The organism is Actinomycetospora sp. C-140 (assembly GCF_054796175.1).
The window spans coordinates 21,603-35,389 of the sequence record NZ_JBTWNF010000011.1; the positions used below are offsets into that span (position 1 = coordinate 21,603).

A 13,787-nucleotide genomic window follows, 5' to 3' on the forward strand; every position below is an offset into this window, starting at 1 on the left:
GTGTGCTCCTTAGACCGAGCGCCCCTGCTCGCCCCAGTACGGGGCGCGCAGGTCGCGCTTGAGGATCTTGCCGGTGGGCGCCTTCGGCAGGGCGTCGACGAACTCCACCGAGCGCGGCTTCTGGTACGACGCGAGGTGGGCCCGCGCGGTCTCGACGATGTCGGCCTCGGTCGCGGTCGTGTCCGGCTTGAGCACGACGAACGCCTTGACGCTCTCGCCCCACTCCTCGTCGGGCACGCCGATCACGGCGCACTCGAGCACGGCGGGGTGGTGGTTGACGGCCTCCTCGACCTGGACCGAGTAGATGTTCTCGCCGCCCGAGATGATCATGTCCTTGGCGCGGTCGACGATGAACACGTAGCGGTCGGCGTCCCAGGTCGCGAGGTCCCCGGTCCACATCCAGCCGTCGCGCAGCGTGTCCGCGGTGAGGTCGGGCCGGTTCCAGTAGCCCGCCATGTTGGCCTCGGAGCGGATGACGATCTGCCCGACCGTGCTCCCGTCGGTCGGCACCGGGTGGCCGTCGACGTCGACGATCCGCACCGACGTCACGAATCCCTCGCGCCCGCACGACTGCAGCCGCTCGGGGTGCACGCCGTTGACCGCCGCGTGGTGGTCCTCCTGGGACAGGAAGCACATGGTCGTGCCCTCGGTCTGCCCGTAGCCCTGGATGAGCGTGCACGGGAAGGCCTGCAGCGCGTTCTTCACCACCGCCGAGGGCATCGGCCCGCCGCCGTACTGGATGTTGCGCAGGCTGGCGATGTCGTACGAGCCGAAGCCCGGGACCGCCATCATCCAGTTGAGCATCGTGGTGATCCCGAGGAACGCCGAGACGCGCTCCGCCTCGATGATCTCCAGCGACCGCTTGGCCTCGAAGTTCATCAGCACGAGCGGGCAGCCGTGGCGCATGTAGTTCATCGAGAGCACCACCGGGATGTGGTACATCTGCCCGGTCAGCATGTAGACGTCGGTCGGCACGATGCGCTCGGCGACGGTCTGGTTGAGCATCCCGAACGACGCGCTGCGGTGCGTGTGCAGCGCGCCCTTCGACGCCCCGGTCGTGCCGCCCGTGTAGAGGATGAAGAACGGGTCGTCGTCGCCGACGCTCGCGCTGTCGGCGGGCTCGGCGTCCGACGCGGCGGCCAGCAGGTCCTCGTAGCTGCCGTCGCCGCCCTCGCCGTACGAGAGCCAGTGGTCGACGTCGACCCGGCCCGCCAGCTCGCGCCCGAGCTCGGCCCACTCCCCCGCGACGACGATCGCGCGCGGCGCGCCGTCGGCGACGATGCGCGCCAGCTCGCCGACCCCGAGCCGCCAGTTCAGCGGCTGCACGACGAGGCCCGCCCGCCCGGCGGCGTAGTAGATCTCCTGGAACTCGGTGGAGTTCTTGGCCAGCACGGCGACGCGGTCGCCGCGCTGCAGCGTGAGGCCGTCCGGGCGCGACCCGCGAAGCCCGTTGGCGAGCCGGCGCACGCGCTCGTCGAGCTCGGCCCAGCTCGTGCGCCGCTCGGTGGTGGTGTCGACGACGGCGTCCCCGCGCGGGGTGAGGGCCGCCCACTTCTCGGGGATGCGACCGATGTTGACCATGGTCAGTAGGGGAGGTCGAGGTAGACGTAGCGGTCGGCGATGAGCCAGGTGCCGTTCTGCGCGACGAGCTGGTCGCGGTACCAGCCGCTGGAGAGCACGCGCACCGCGCCGTCCTCGATCGAGAGCAGCGTCAGGTTGGTGACGGCGACGGCCTCGTCGTCGCTCTCCTTCTCGAACCACAGGTTGGAGAGGTTGTGACGCCGTTGGTCGGTCTGGGCGGCCATCGAGTCGGCGTGCAGCTTGCGGATGGCGTCGCGCCCCTCGAACGGCCCGATCAGCTGGCCGTCGCGGCCGATCCGCAGGCTCATCCGGGCGTCTTCGGTGAAGCAGGACGCGATGAGGTCGGGATCGGCCTCGTCGTAGCCCCAGGAGGCCTTGCCGAGGAGGTTCTCGATGTGGGGGCGGACGGGCACGGGGTCCTCCTAGCTGGGGGTGAACTCGAGGAGCAGCTGACCGGGGGCCCGGGTGAACACCCCGGTCTCGGGCGGCGCCTCGCCGCCCGCGAAGCGGATGTCGGCCATGGCGTCGAGGAGGTCGTTCACGCCGACCTCGATCTCGAACAGCGAGAGCAGCGCGCCGACGCAGAAGTGGCGTCCCAGGCAGAACGCGAGGTGGTCGGCGGCGGCGGAGAAGGCGCGCGAGTGGTCGAGGTCGGCGCGCAGGACGTCGAAGGAGTCGGGCCGGTCGAACCGACGCTCGTCGCGGTTGGCCGCGCCGATGAGGCAGGTGACCGTGCGCCCGGCCTCGACGATCCCGCCGGAGAGCTCCACGTCCTCGGACGGCTGCCGCATGATCATGTGGACGGGCGGCGACCACCGCAGCGTCTCGGCGAAGGCGGCGGGGATGAGGGTGCGGTCCTGTCTGACCGCTGCGAGCTGCTCCGGGTGCGCGACGAGGTCGGCCATCAGGCTCGTGATCGCCTTGTCCGTGGTCTCGCCGCCGGCGGTCAGCAGCAGGCTGCAGAACGCCTTGATCTCCTCGTCGGTCATCGACTCGCCGTCGATCTCGGCGGCGCAGAGCGTCGAGAGGAGGTCGTCACCCGGGTTCTCGCGGCGCTCCCGGATGCGCGGGATCATGTAGGCCTCGAACTCGGCCTTCGTGCGCAGGCCCTCGGCCATCACGGCCTCGTCGCCCGCGAGGTTCCCGAGGAACCCCATGATCGACGTGTACCAGCCGTGGAAGCGGTCGTGGTCCTCGCGCGGCAGCCCGAGCATGTCGACGATGACGTTGATCGGGAACCGCGTCGCGTAGGCGTCGACCAGGTCCACCTGCCCGTCGGCCCGGAACGCGTCGATCAGCTCGCGGGAGTTGCGCCGGATCGTCGGTCCGAAGTGCTCCTGCAGCGCCTTGCCGCGGAACGCCGGCGCCACCAGGGCGCGGTGCGTGGAGTGCTCGCGGCCCTCCATCTGCAGGATCGTGCGCCCGTGCACCGGCTCGAGCTGCCAGGCGTAGTTCTCGCTCGTGAACACCGGGTCCTTGAACGCCCGCTGCACGTCGTCGTAGCGACTGATCACGTACGTCTGCATGGCCTCGTGCCACACCAGCGGGAACTCGTCGCGCAGCAGCCGGTAGGCGCTGTACGGGTCGCGGGCGAACTCCGGCGACAGGATGTCCGGCGGCTCCAGCGTGGCCGTCATGGGTCCCCCGACCTGGGCAGACGTCGATGTCGGTGTACCTACCGATCGTTTGGTACGCGGCGAGACTAGCATCACACCCGGGTGGGTCAAGGCGCTCGGCGACTCGGAGATCACCAGCGCACGAGGCACCTCGGCGGGCCGCTCGGGGTGCTTTTCGCGCCGCTGATCACGCGACGCCTCGCTCGCGCGCCCGCGCACGGAGCGCCGCCCGCACGCGGGCAACGAGAGCCGACGGGTCGCGCAGATCGAGAGCCGTCAGCGGGAGGACGAGCCAGCCGGCCGCCGCCAGCTCGGCGAGACGGAGGACGTCGCGACGCCACGTCTCCTGGTCCGTGCGGTGCTGGTCGCCCTGGTACTCGAGCGCGAACTCGAGGCCCGGCCATCCGAAGTCCACGCGACCCACGAAGTGCCCCAGGACATCGCGCACCGCGAACTGCGGGACCGGGCGGGGGAGATCGCTCGCGAAGAGGATCAGGCGCGCTCGCGTCTCCGGCGGCGACTCGGCGCGTGCGTCGGCATCCGCGACCACGCGCTCGAGGCGGCGCGACCCCCGCGGGTTGTCGCGCGGCGCCGGGTACGTCAGCAACCGCTCGGGGTCGAACCGGAACCGATGGGCCAGCGCGTCGACCGCGACGACGGCCTCCACGTGATCAACGGACCGCGCGAGGTCGGCGGCGGTGCGGTCGGGGTTGGTCACGCGGATGCCGTCGAGGTGCCGCAGCTCGCGCTCTCCCAGCACGTCCTGGCGCAGGAGCATCCCGGGCCGAGGCCGGACCCGCCGCGGGCCGACGACGAGCTCGATCGGCGCGCCCGTCGGCGCCGCGTCCACGCCGAGGAACGTCACCGCGGACCAGCCACCGACGACCGCGCCGGGCACCTCGAGCGCTGCGGCCACGATGCGGTCCATGTGGTCGAGCTCGACCCCGGCGGCCACGTAGGTGTCGCGTCCGAGCTCCTCGAAGGTCGGGCCGCGGAGTCGTCGGCGGGTCGTCAGGCCGGCCGCGATCGCCGCCGACCCGCGGAAGGGTTTGTTCAGGTTCACACGGACTTGGAGAGCCCCGAGGTCCGTGCGGTTCCCTCCGCTCCACACTTCGGGAGATCAACAGCGAGAAAGGCACCTGAACGACGCTCCCGAGGTGTCTTTCACGCCGTTGATCTCCCCGAGCGAGCGCGGCTCAACGCCGGCTGGGGAAGGCTGCGCCGGGCGGCCCGCGGCCCGCGCGGTCAGCCCCGCAACGGCGCGATGACCTGCTCCGCGAAGCGCAGCACCGGTTCCGTCGAGGCCGGGTTGCCGAAGTCCATGACGAAGTGGTCGACGCCGAGATCGACCTTCGCCGCGAGCTCGTCCACCAGCCGCGCGGAGTCCTGGTCGCTCTCGGGGAGGGCGCGTTCCAGGGTCGTCGAGACCTCGATCGCGTCCGGGTCGCGGCCGGCCTCCTCGGCCGACCGCCGCACGATGTCGTAGCGCCGGGTGAACTCCGACGCCTCGCCCTTCGTCGGGCCGTTCCACATGTCGGCGAGCCGCCCGACCAGCGGCAGCCCGATCTGCTCGCCGGCCGCGCCGACGCACACGCGCGGCGGCGGGTCGGTCAGCGGCGGGGCCGCGGCGCCGTCGATGCGGTAGTGCCGGCCCTCGAACGACGGCTCGGCCTCGGTCCACATCCGCCGGCAGATGGTGATCGCTTCCTCGAGCTGGGCGAAGCGCACCGCGGGGCGGGGGAAGTCGTAGCCGTAGGCCTCGTACTCCGGCTCGCGCCAGCCCGCGCCGATGCCGAGGACGAAGCGCCCTCCGGACAGGTACTGCAGCGTCGCTGCCATCTTCGCCAGCAGGGGCGGGTGACGGTAGCCGACGCCGAGCACGTGATGGCAGAGCTCGACCGAGGGATGCCGCGCCGCGAGCCACGTCAGCGTCGTCCACGCCTCGAGAAACGGGTCGGTCTTCTGGTCGAAGCCGTAGAAGTGGTCGGCGATCCACAGCGAGTCGAAGTGCGGCAGGGCCGTCGGGAGGATCGCGGTGTCCTGGTCGGCGGCGATGGGGCGGTGATCGCTCCATCGGTTCCCGATCACCGGGGAGAGCCAGCCGAACTTGGGGGTCGTCGCCACGCCGGCATCCTCTCAAGCCGCTTGACCGACGACACGGCGACTTGCCACGCTGTCGAACGGTCGTTTGGTAGACGGGAGTCGCGGATGGCGAAGTACGACGTCGTGGTCATCGGAGCCGGCGCGGCGGGGCTGACGGCGGCGTCGCTGCTGGCGGTCGAGGGCAAGAGCGTCTGCCTGCTCGAACGCTCGCCCCACCTCGGCGGGCGGGGCATGGCGGTGCCCGACGAGGGGTTCACCGTCAACGTCGGCGGCCACCTCATCGAGGACCCGGGGTCGGGGCTCACCAAGGTCTTCGAGCACGTCGGCAAGACGCTGCAGCACGGCGAGGTCTCCGCGGAGATGCCCGTCTGGGACCACGAGAAGAACCGCTGGGGCTCGATCCGCGACCGCTACTCGGGCAGCAAGGGCGAGCTGAAGAAGGTCATCAAGGCCCTGCTGAACACCGAGTGGGACGAGCTCGACCGCTGGGACGACCGCCCGCTGCGCCAGTGGCTGCACCAGCACACCGACGACCAGGGCGTCGTCGACCTCTTCGAGTTCATCACCGTCCTCGAGTGCATGACCGACCACTGGTGGGACCACTCCGCCAGCGACAACCTCTTCGTGCGCAAGATGCACTTCGCCGAGCGCGGTACCGCGGCCTACTCGTGCTGGCCCGGGCAGGGCTGGGACGGGATGTGGGCCGACCTCGCCGACGCCTTCCAGAAGGCCGGCGGCGACCTGCGGCTGTCCACCCCCGTCGAGCGCGTCGTCATCGAGGACGGCGTGACGAAGGGCGTCGCGATCGCGCGCCAGCCCCGGGTCCTGCCGAACGAGTTCTTCGAGGAGGAGATCCTCGAGGCCGACCACGTCATCTGCACCCTGCCCGTCTGGCACGTGCTGAACGTCGTCGACGAGGGCGACCTGCCCGACTGGTACGCCGAGCAGATCAAGTTCCTCGCCCAGGACAAGTTCCGGATCGCGTGGATCGGGCTCTACCTCGCGACCGAGGAACCGGTGCACCAGATCGACCCGCGCGAGCTCTCCACCTGGCTCAGGACGCCGAACACGGAGCTGAGTGGCTTCATGTTCAACCAGACGGCCATGGACCCGAGCTGCTCCCCCGAGGGCACCCAGCTCCACGTCATGGGCGGCATCTTCCCGGGCGAGAAGGGCCGCGACCGGGCGTGGCTGCGGCGCCAGACCGAGCAGTTCGAGGCCGACGTCGCGCAGATGTGGCCGGGCTTCGGGAAGACGGTGTGGCGTCGCCGGCACCTCGTGTTCGAGCCGAGCTTCGGTGTGATCCAGAAGCCGGGGCTGGTCGGGATGTACCGGCCGCACTGGCGCCCGCCGCGGCCTGAGGGCCTGTGGTTCGCCGGCGAGACGTTCCGCAGCCGGGGCATCGGCACCGACCGCGCCGCGCGTGCCGCGCTCACCGTCGTCGAGGAGTACCTGGGCCGGCGCCTGGAGACGTTCGGCGACGGGTGGCGCTACTGATGGGAACCCAGAACAGGATCGAACTCGGTGTTCCCGGCCAGATCATGCCGCCGGCCGCCGCCGCGGTGAAGTTCGCGCAGCGCAGCGAGGCCGAGGGGTTCGACGCCGTCTGGTGGCCCGACCACCTCATGGGCTGGCACCCCGACACGATGTGGACACGCGACCTCACGCCGCTCGCCGACGTGCAGCCCAACCCCCACGTCTACTTCGACCCCGCCGTGATGATGGGCGTGGTCGGCGCGGCCACCGAGCGCATCCGCGTCGGCGTCTGCGTCACCGACCTCATCCGCCGCCACCCCGCGATGGCCGCGCAGACGGCGCTGACGCTCGACCACGTCACCCAGGGACGCGCGATCATCGGGCTGGGCAGCGGCGAGCAGCTCAACGCGACGCCCTACGGCATGCCGTTCGACAAGCCGGTCGCGCGGCTCGACGAGGGCATCGACGTCATGCGGCTGCTCATGTCCGCCGACGGCCCGGTCGACTTCGACGGCCGCTTCCACCACCTCGAGAAGGCGGTCCTGGGCCTCCAGCCCTTCGGCGCTGCGCCCCCCGAGATCTGGACCGCCGCCCACGGCCCCCGGATGCTGCGCCTGACCGGGCGCAAGGCCGACGGCTGGCTGCCGACCAAGCTCGGGACCGCCGAGTACGGCGACGCCCTGACCACCATCCGGACCGAAGCCGAGAACGAGGGCCGGGACCCCGACGCCATCACCCCCGGCATGCTCGGCTACGTCCTCATGGGTCCCGACGCCGAGACCGTGCAGCGGCTGACCGAGGCCCCGCTCGTGCGGGCGCTGTGCGTGCTGCTGCCCGCGCAGGTGTTCCGCGACCTCGGGGTGGACGGCCCGTACCCCGACGGCTCCGGGTTCCACGACTTCATCCCCACGGCCATCGACCGCGCCGAGTCCCTGCGGATCATCGACGCCATCCCGCCCGCCGTGGTGCGCCACTACGCCTTCTGCGGCACGCCCGACGAGGTCGCCGAGCAGGTCGAGGAGTACGCCGAGAAGGGCCTGCGCCACCTCGTCATGTGGAACATCACGGCGTTCGGCGACCCGAGCCTCGCCCGCTGGTCGTTCGGAGCGATGTCCGAGCTGCGCAAGCGGCTGAGCGCATGAGCACCCCGCCGGCGGTCGCCCGCTACTTCGCCGCGGTGAACGCCGAGGACTGGGACACGATCCGCGAGGTCTTCGCGCCGGACGCGGAGCTCCGGACCGTGGGCGCCCCCACGCGACGGGGCCGCGACGAGATCACCGCGCACTTCCCGCAGGTCCTGGCCGCCCTGCCCGTCCACCACGACGAGCCCACCCGCGTCGTGGTCGCCGGCACCGTCGTCACGGTGGAGATCCACTTCGAGGGCCGCACGAATGGCGGCGCCCCGGTGGAGTTCGACGCCGTCGACGTCTTCGACCTCACCGACGACGGCGCGACGATCACCCGTCTCTCCACCTGGTACGACACGGCCGCGGTGGCGAAGCAGATCCGCGCCGCATGACCGTGATCGAAGGCCTCGGCGTCACGCTCCCGGTCGACGAGGGACTGTCGGCAGGGCAGTACCTCGAGCTCGCGCGGCTGGCGGAGCGGTCCGGGATCACCGACGTGCTCGTGGGCGAGGTCGCCGGGCCCGAGGTCTTCGCGATGCTCGGCATGATCGCCGCGTCGACGAGCCGCATCCGCCTCGGCAGCGGGATCGTCGGCGTCTACCCGCGCACGGCGGTGCTCACGGCGATGGGCTTCACGACGCTCGCGTCGCTCGCCCCGGGGCGGGTGCTCGCCGGCCTCGGCGCCTCGAGCCCGATCATCGTCGAGCAGTGGCACGGCTTGGGGTTCGACGCCCCGCGCGACCGCCTCGAGGAGTACGTGGCCGCGCTGCGCGCGGTCTTCCGCGGCGAGCGCACCGACCTCGACGGCGACCACGTCCGCTCGCACGGCTTCCGCGCCGCGATGGCGCCCGTCGACGTCCCGATCCTCGTCGCCGCGATGAACCCGCGGATGCTGCGGCTGGCGGGCGCGATCGCCGACGTCGCCTTCCTGACCTGGACCCCGCCCGAGGAGTACGGGCCCAAGATCGCGCTGGTGCGCGAGGGTGCGGCGGCCGCGGGCCGGGACCCGGACGAGGTCGGCATCGCGGCGTCGTTCTGGGCCTACGCCGGCGACCGTGTCGACGAGGCCCGCGAGCGCCTGCGGCGGTTCGTGCTGCAGTACGCGATGGTGCCCACCCACCGGCCCTCGTTCCGCGCGAGCTTCGCCGGTCTCGACGCGGCCGCCGAGGCCTGGGCGGCGGGCGACCGCCGGGCCGCGCTGGGCCTCGTCGACGACGACGCCGTCGCGGCGATGTGCGCGCTGGGTTCCGGGGACGACGTCGCGCGCCGGGTCGAGGCGCTCCGGCGGGCGGGCGTCGACCTGCCGATCGCCCTGACGCCCGGCGCGGTGCCCGGCGACCCCGAGGGCCCGGCCCAGACGATCACCCGCATGGCCACGACGGGAGTGCCGCGATGAGCGACCTGCCGCAGGCCGACGCGACGACCGCGGCGATCCCCCCGGAGGCGGGCGTGCTGCGGATGGACCACGTCGCCGTGGCCGTCCGCGACCTGCGCGAGGGCGTGGCCCTGTTCGCCACCGCCCTCGGCGGGCGGTTCCTCTTCGGCGGCGACGACGACCGCCAGGGCATCCGCGTCGCCCAGTTCGCCCTGCCCGGCGGGATGAAGATCGAGCTGATCTCCCCGTTGCGTGACGACGCCGGCGTCGCCCGATTCCTGGAGCGCCGCGGCCCCGGCGTCCACCACCTCACGCTGCTGGTGGCGGACGTCGAGGTGGCCGTGGCGCGCCTGACCGGCCTCGGCTACGAGGTCGTCGACGTCGGGCTCGCGAGCCCGTACTGGCGCGAGGCCTACGTCCGGCCGCGGTCGGGCTGCGGCACGCTGCTCCAGCTCGCCGACACCACGATCCGCTGGGACACCCCGGCGGCGTCGGGCATCACGCTCGACGACGTGCTGGCCGGGCGCGTCGTGTTCGCCGACGACGAGCGCGCGGTGCTCCGGGAGGGCTGAGGGCTACTCCCAGGTCTGGCGCCGCTTGTACTGGGCGATGATCTCGGGTGGGAGCGGGCCGTTGGTCGGCACCGGCAGGCCCTGCTGGCGCGCCCACATCCGTGCGGACTCGAGGAGACCGTGGACCTGGCCGTTGCGCGCCGGCTCGTCGGCGTCGTGCCGCTCCCGGGGAGCGGTCGGCTCGTTCGTCGCGTCGGACATCGAGACACCTCCGATGGCGTCGCCAGGGGTGGCGACGACCTCCCGACGTTACCCCCGTCACACTGCCCGCGTACCGCCCAACGGACGAGTGCCCGGATCTCGGACCGGACCACAGACCGGACCGGACCCTGGCCCACCAGGGCCGACAGGGCGCACGATGCCTTCTCGAGAAGGGGGTGGGCCCGTGGACGTGGTCGTCATCGGTGGCAGCGCGGGCGGGCTGGCCACGGCGCTGGTGCTGGCCAGGGCCGGGCACCGCGTGACCGTGCTCGAGCGCGAGGACCTCACCCCCGCCGCGGACCTCGAGACGGCGGCCGCGGAGGCCCTGCGCCCCACCGCGCCGCAGATCGTGCAGCCCCACGTCCTGCTCCCGGGCACGCGGGTGCTGCTGGCGCGGCTGCTGCCCGACGTGCTCGAGGAGCTGCGCGCGGCCGGCGCCCGCGACGCGCCCCTCGAGTCCCAGATGGCCGCGACACTCACCGACCGCGATCCCGTGCCGGGTGACGACGAGCTGCGCCCGATCATGAGCAGGCGGGCGACGGTGGACTGGGTCCTGGGACGCGCCGCCGCGGTCGAGCCCGGCGTCACGATCCGCCACGGCGTCACGGTGACCGGGCTGCTCGCCGACCCCGGCGACCCGCCGCACGTGCACGGGGTGCGCACCGACGCCGGCGACGTGACCGCCGACGTCGTCGTCGACGCCGCGGGCCGCCGCACCGCCGTCGACCGCTGGCTCGACGACATCGGCGCGCACCGCAGCGTCGTCGAGACCGCCCCGTGCGGGCTCGCCTACTACGGCCGGCAGTACCGGATGCCCGACGGCGTGCCGCTGCCCGGGCCGGACACCGCCCGCGTCGTCATGGGCCTCGACGAGTTCACCGTCGGGTTCTGGGCCGGCGACAACCGCACCGCGCAGATCGCCCTCGCCCCGATGGCCGCCGACAAGCGCTTCCGCACCGCGCGCGACCCCGCCGTCTTCGACGCGACCGTGCGCACGGTGCCGTACTACGCCGCCTGGCTCGACGTCCTGGAGCCGATCTCCGAGGTGTTCGTCATGGGCGGGCTGCACAACACCTTCCGCCGCCTCGTCGCCGACGGGCGCCCGGTCGCGACGGGGCTGCTCGCCGTCGGCGACGCGGTGTGCACCACCAACCCGACGTTCGGGCGCGGGATCGGCGTCGCCCTGCGCACGATCGCCGACCTCGCCGACGTCCTCGCGACCCACCCCGAGGACCCCGACGCCGCGAGCCTGGCCATGGACCGCGCGACCCTCGAGCACGTCCGCCCCTGGTACGCCGACCAGGCCGCCACCGACGCCGGCCGGCTCGCTGCGCTGCGGCACACGGTCCTCGGCGAACCCGCCCCGCCGGCGCCGCCACCCGCCGACGACCGCGTCACGTTCGCCCAGCTCCGGCGCGCCTCGCTGACCGACCCGCTCGCCTTCCGGGCCGTCGCACGGATCATGGGCATGGTCGGCGACGCGGAGAAGCTCTACGCCGACCCGGACGTGGTCGCCGCGACCCGGGCCGCGCTCGGCGGCGCCGGCGTCGCGCTGCCCCAGCCCACGCGCGCCGAGCTCGAGGCGGCGCTGGCCGGCTGAGGGCCGATGACTTCCCCGCCCGCGGGCCGTCACACCGGGAGACGTCCGGGAGGAGGACCCGTGATCGACCTGACCCCCGCCTGCCGCGAGCTCGCCACGCTCGTCGCGGGCATCGACGACGCCCGCCGGCCCGACCCCACGCCGTGCCCGGACATGACCGTCGGCGACGTGATCGCCCACCTCGAGGACGTCGCCGCGGGCTTCACCGCGATCGCCACCGGCCACGAGCAGCCCCGCCGTCCCGACCTGCCGGCCGCCCTCGACGCCCTGGCCTCCGCGTGGGCGGACCCGGCGGCGTGGGAGGGCGAGACGGCCGGGCCGGGCGTGGCCCTGCCGGCCGCGACGTGGGGGCGCATCGCGCTCACCGAGGTCGTCGTGCACGGCTGGGACCTCGCCCGCGCCACGGATCGGCCCTTCGCCCCGCCGGACACGACGCTGGAGGCGTGCCTCGCGCACGTGCGGGACTTCGTCCCGCGCGCGCCGCTGCCGGAGCTGTGGGGCACGCCGGTGAGGCTGCCCGACGACGCCCCGCTGCTCGACCGCGTCGTGGCCGGCACCGGACGGCGGCCCGGCTAGATCTCCAGCCCCTTCGGCGGGCCGGCCAGCGCCTCCTTGATCGCGCGGCTGGGGGCGTCGGCGAGGACCTCCTCCTCGCCGGCGGCGACCGCGTCGAGGATGCGCTCGGCGACGGTGGCCGCGGCGATCTTCTCGACGTCGAGGTGGGCGACCATGTCGGTGTCCATGAAGCCGAGGTGCACCCCGACCACCTGGGTGCCCTGGTCGCGCAGCGCGGCCCGCGCGGTGTTGGTGAACGACCACGCGGCGGCCTTCGTCGCCGAGTACGCGCCCGCCCCCGGCATCGCCGCCCAGGACAGCGCCGACAGCACGGTGACGGCCGCGCCGCCGCCGTTGCGGGCGAGCACCGGGGCGAACGCCCGCAGCACGGACACGGGACCCCAGAAGTTCGTCTCCATCTCGGCGCGGGCCCGCTCGGGGTCGGCCGTCAGCAACGATCCCGCACCGCCCACCCCGGCGTTGTTGACCAGGAGGTCGACGTCGCCCGCCCGCTCGGCGGCCTCGCGGACCTGGCGCAGGTCGGTGACGTCGAGTCGCAGCGGGACGACCCGGGGGTCCTTGTGCGCCGCCGTGCGCGGGTCGCGCGCCGCGGCGTAGACGGTGCCCGCGCCGTGGGCCAGCAGGCCCTCGACGAGCGCGGCGCCCAGGCCGCGGTTGGCGCCGGTGACGAGCGCGTTCGCACCAGAAATGATCATCGAACGATCCTCTCCACGATGGCGGCGTCTCTCTCGGGACGGATGGCGGACCGATCGGTCCCGGACCGCACGGTCCGTATCGTGCGCCGGCCCGGACCCACCGTCAACGCCCGGTGCCGCAGGTCACCGGCGAGCCGGTGGACGCGCGGAGCAGGATGGGGACATGGCGGACGAGGAGATCCGGGTCGACCTCGAGCACGACACGGCCGTGCTGCGCGTCGACGGGGCCGAGGCCGGCCACGTCGACCTGCACCACCGCCACGCCGGGAACGAGGTGCCGGCGGCGATCGTGCTGGTGCACACCGAGGTCGACGACGCGTACGCCGGGCGGGGCCTCGGCGGACGCCTGGTCCGCGCGGTGTTCGACGCGGCGCGCGCCGAGGGCCTGCCCGTCGTGCCGCGCTGCCCCTACGCGCAGCGCTGGCTGCGCTCCCACCCCGAGTACCTGGCCGACGTGGCGCCACACGACCGCGAGGAGCTCGGGCTGGACACTCTCGACACCACCGAGGAGGCGTCATGAGCGACACCGAGATCGACCCGCAGGCCACGCCGTCGGGCACCGGGTGCCTGGAGTGCGACGCGAGCGGCGGCTGGTGGTTCCACCTGCGTCGCTGCGCCGCCTGCGGTCACATCGGCTGCTGCGACTCGTCACCCAGCCAGCACGCGACGGCGCACGCCCGCGAGCACGGCCACCCGATCCTCACCAGCTTCGAGCCCGGCGAGGACTGGTTCTTCGACGACCGCGACGGCAGCGTCGGACGCGGCCCGGTGCTCGCCGACCCGCAGCACCACCCGGAGGACCAGACCGTCCCCGGCCCGGTGGATCGGGTGCCGTCGGACTGGATGCAGCACATCCACTAGGGCC

At 73.2% G+C, this 13,787-nt stretch carries 16 protein-coding genes; 9 read left to right on the forward strand and 7 right to left on the reverse strand.

Features of this window, described 5'->3' with window-relative positions:
- Positions 1–9 precede the first annotated feature (9 nt).
- The 5 genes from ACR9E3_RS18635 to ACR9E3_RS18655 form a co-directional block, all read right to left on the reverse strand.
- A complete protein-coding gene (locus ACR9E3_RS18635) occupies positions 10–1,581 on the reverse strand; it encodes an AMP-binding protein (RefSeq protein WP_460382004.1) in 1,572 nt (523 codons plus the stop codon).
- 2 nt (positions 1,582–1,583) lie between these two features.
- Positions 1,584–1,994: a nuclear transport factor 2 family protein gene (locus tag ACR9E3_RS18640; RefSeq protein WP_460382005.1), complete on the reverse strand. Its 411-nt coding sequence runs from the start codon at positions 1,992–1,994 to the stop codon at positions 1,584–1,586.
- Positions 1,995–2,003: 9 nt separating this feature from the next.
- Entirely contained in the window at positions 2,004–3,218 is a 1,215-nt protein-coding gene (locus ACR9E3_RS18645; RefSeq protein ID WP_460382006.1) for a cytochrome P450, read from the reverse strand.
- A gap of 166 nt (positions 3,219–3,384) precedes the next feature.
- A complete protein-coding gene (locus ACR9E3_RS18650) occupies positions 3,385–4,260 on the reverse strand; it encodes a hypothetical protein (RefSeq protein WP_460382007.1) in 876 nt (291 codons plus the stop codon).
- Between the two features lie 182 nt (positions 4,261–4,442).
- Entirely contained in the window at positions 4,443–5,321 is an 879-nt protein-coding gene (locus ACR9E3_RS18655; protein ID WP_460382008.1) for an LLM class flavin-dependent oxidoreductase, read from the reverse strand.
- 84 nt (positions 5,322–5,405) lie between these two features.
- Here ACR9E3_RS18655 and ACR9E3_RS18660 point away from each other — a divergent pair, with 84 nt between their 5' ends.
- The 5 genes from ACR9E3_RS18660 to ACR9E3_RS18680 are packed head-to-tail and all read left to right on the forward strand — an operon-like array spanning position 5,406 to position 9,850.
- On the forward strand, positions 5,406–6,797 hold the full coding sequence (locus ACR9E3_RS18660; RefSeq protein WP_460382009.1) for a phytoene desaturase family protein: 1,392 nt from the start codon (positions 5,406–5,408) through the stop codon (positions 6,795–6,797).
- The gene (locus ACR9E3_RS18665) at positions 6,797–7,918 is read left to right on the forward strand and encodes an LLM class flavin-dependent oxidoreductase (RefSeq protein ID WP_460382010.1); all 1,122 of its coding nucleotides are present in this window, start codon (positions 6,797–6,799) and stop codon (positions 7,916–7,918) included. The genes ACR9E3_RS18660 and ACR9E3_RS18665 overlap by 1 nt, the downstream gene beginning before the upstream one ends.
- A complete protein-coding gene (locus ACR9E3_RS18670; RefSeq protein ID WP_460382011.1) occupies positions 7,915–8,295 on the forward strand; it encodes a nuclear transport factor 2 family protein in 381 nt (126 codons plus the stop codon). The genes ACR9E3_RS18665 and ACR9E3_RS18670 overlap by 4 nt, the downstream gene beginning before the upstream one ends.
- Positions 8,292–9,299 (forward strand): LLM class flavin-dependent oxidoreductase, encoded by a 1,008-nt coding sequence (locus ACR9E3_RS18675; protein WP_460382012.1) that lies wholly within the window; start codon positions 8,292–8,294, stop codon positions 9,297–9,299. Before ACR9E3_RS18670 ends, ACR9E3_RS18675 begins: the two co-directional genes overlap by 4 nt.
- The gene (locus ACR9E3_RS18680) at positions 9,296–9,850 is read left to right on the forward strand and encodes a VOC family protein (protein ID WP_460382013.1); all 555 of its coding nucleotides are present in this window, start codon (positions 9,296–9,298) and stop codon (positions 9,848–9,850) included. Before ACR9E3_RS18675 ends, ACR9E3_RS18680 begins: the two co-directional genes overlap by 4 nt.
- A gap of 3 nt (positions 9,851–9,853) precedes the next feature.
- Here ACR9E3_RS18680 and ACR9E3_RS18685 read toward each other — a convergent pair whose 3' ends face one another.
- Positions 9,854–10,051 carry a hypothetical protein gene (locus tag ACR9E3_RS18685; protein ID WP_285650186.1) on the reverse strand — a complete coding sequence of 66 codons (198 nt, stop codon included), beginning with the start codon at positions 10,049–10,051 and terminating at the stop codon, positions 9,854–9,856.
- 184 nt (positions 10,052–10,235) lie between these two features.
- Between ACR9E3_RS18685 and ACR9E3_RS18690 the strand changes: the two genes are divergently transcribed.
- Together ACR9E3_RS18690 and ACR9E3_RS18695 are read left to right on the forward strand one after the other, a co-directional pair.
- The gene (locus ACR9E3_RS18690) at positions 10,236–11,651 is read left to right on the forward strand and encodes an NAD(P)/FAD-dependent oxidoreductase (protein WP_460382014.1); all 1,416 of its coding nucleotides are present in this window, start codon (positions 10,236–10,238) and stop codon (positions 11,649–11,651) included.
- A gap of 60 nt (positions 11,652–11,711) precedes the next feature.
- Positions 11,712–12,227, forward strand: coding sequence for a TIGR03086 family metal-binding protein (locus ACR9E3_RS18695; RefSeq protein ID WP_460382015.1), 516 nt, complete (start codon positions 11,712–11,714; stop codon positions 12,225–12,227).
- Here ACR9E3_RS18695 and ACR9E3_RS18700 read toward each other — a convergent pair.
- Entirely contained in the window at positions 12,224–12,922 is a 699-nt protein-coding gene (locus tag ACR9E3_RS18700; protein ID WP_460382016.1) for an SDR family oxidoreductase, read from the reverse strand. The two genes, ACR9E3_RS18695 and ACR9E3_RS18700, sit on opposite strands and share 4 nt — an antisense overlap.
- A 163-nt stretch (positions 12,923–13,085) precedes the next feature.
- On the opposite strand from ACR9E3_RS18700, the gene ACR9E3_RS18705 reads away from it, so the two are divergent.
- Together ACR9E3_RS18705 and ACR9E3_RS18710 are read left to right on the forward strand one after the other, a co-directional pair.
- Positions 13,086–13,442 (forward strand): GNAT family N-acetyltransferase, encoded by a 357-nt coding sequence (locus tag ACR9E3_RS18705; RefSeq protein WP_460382017.1) that lies wholly within the window; start codon positions 13,086–13,088, stop codon positions 13,440–13,442.
- Complete coding sequence (locus tag ACR9E3_RS18710) at positions 13,439–13,783, forward strand: UBP-type zinc finger domain-containing protein (RefSeq protein ID WP_460382018.1); 345 nt, start codon at positions 13,439–13,441, stop codon at positions 13,781–13,783. The genes ACR9E3_RS18705 and ACR9E3_RS18710 overlap by 4 nt, the downstream gene beginning before the upstream one ends.
- Positions 13,784–13,787 lie beyond the last annotated feature (4 nt).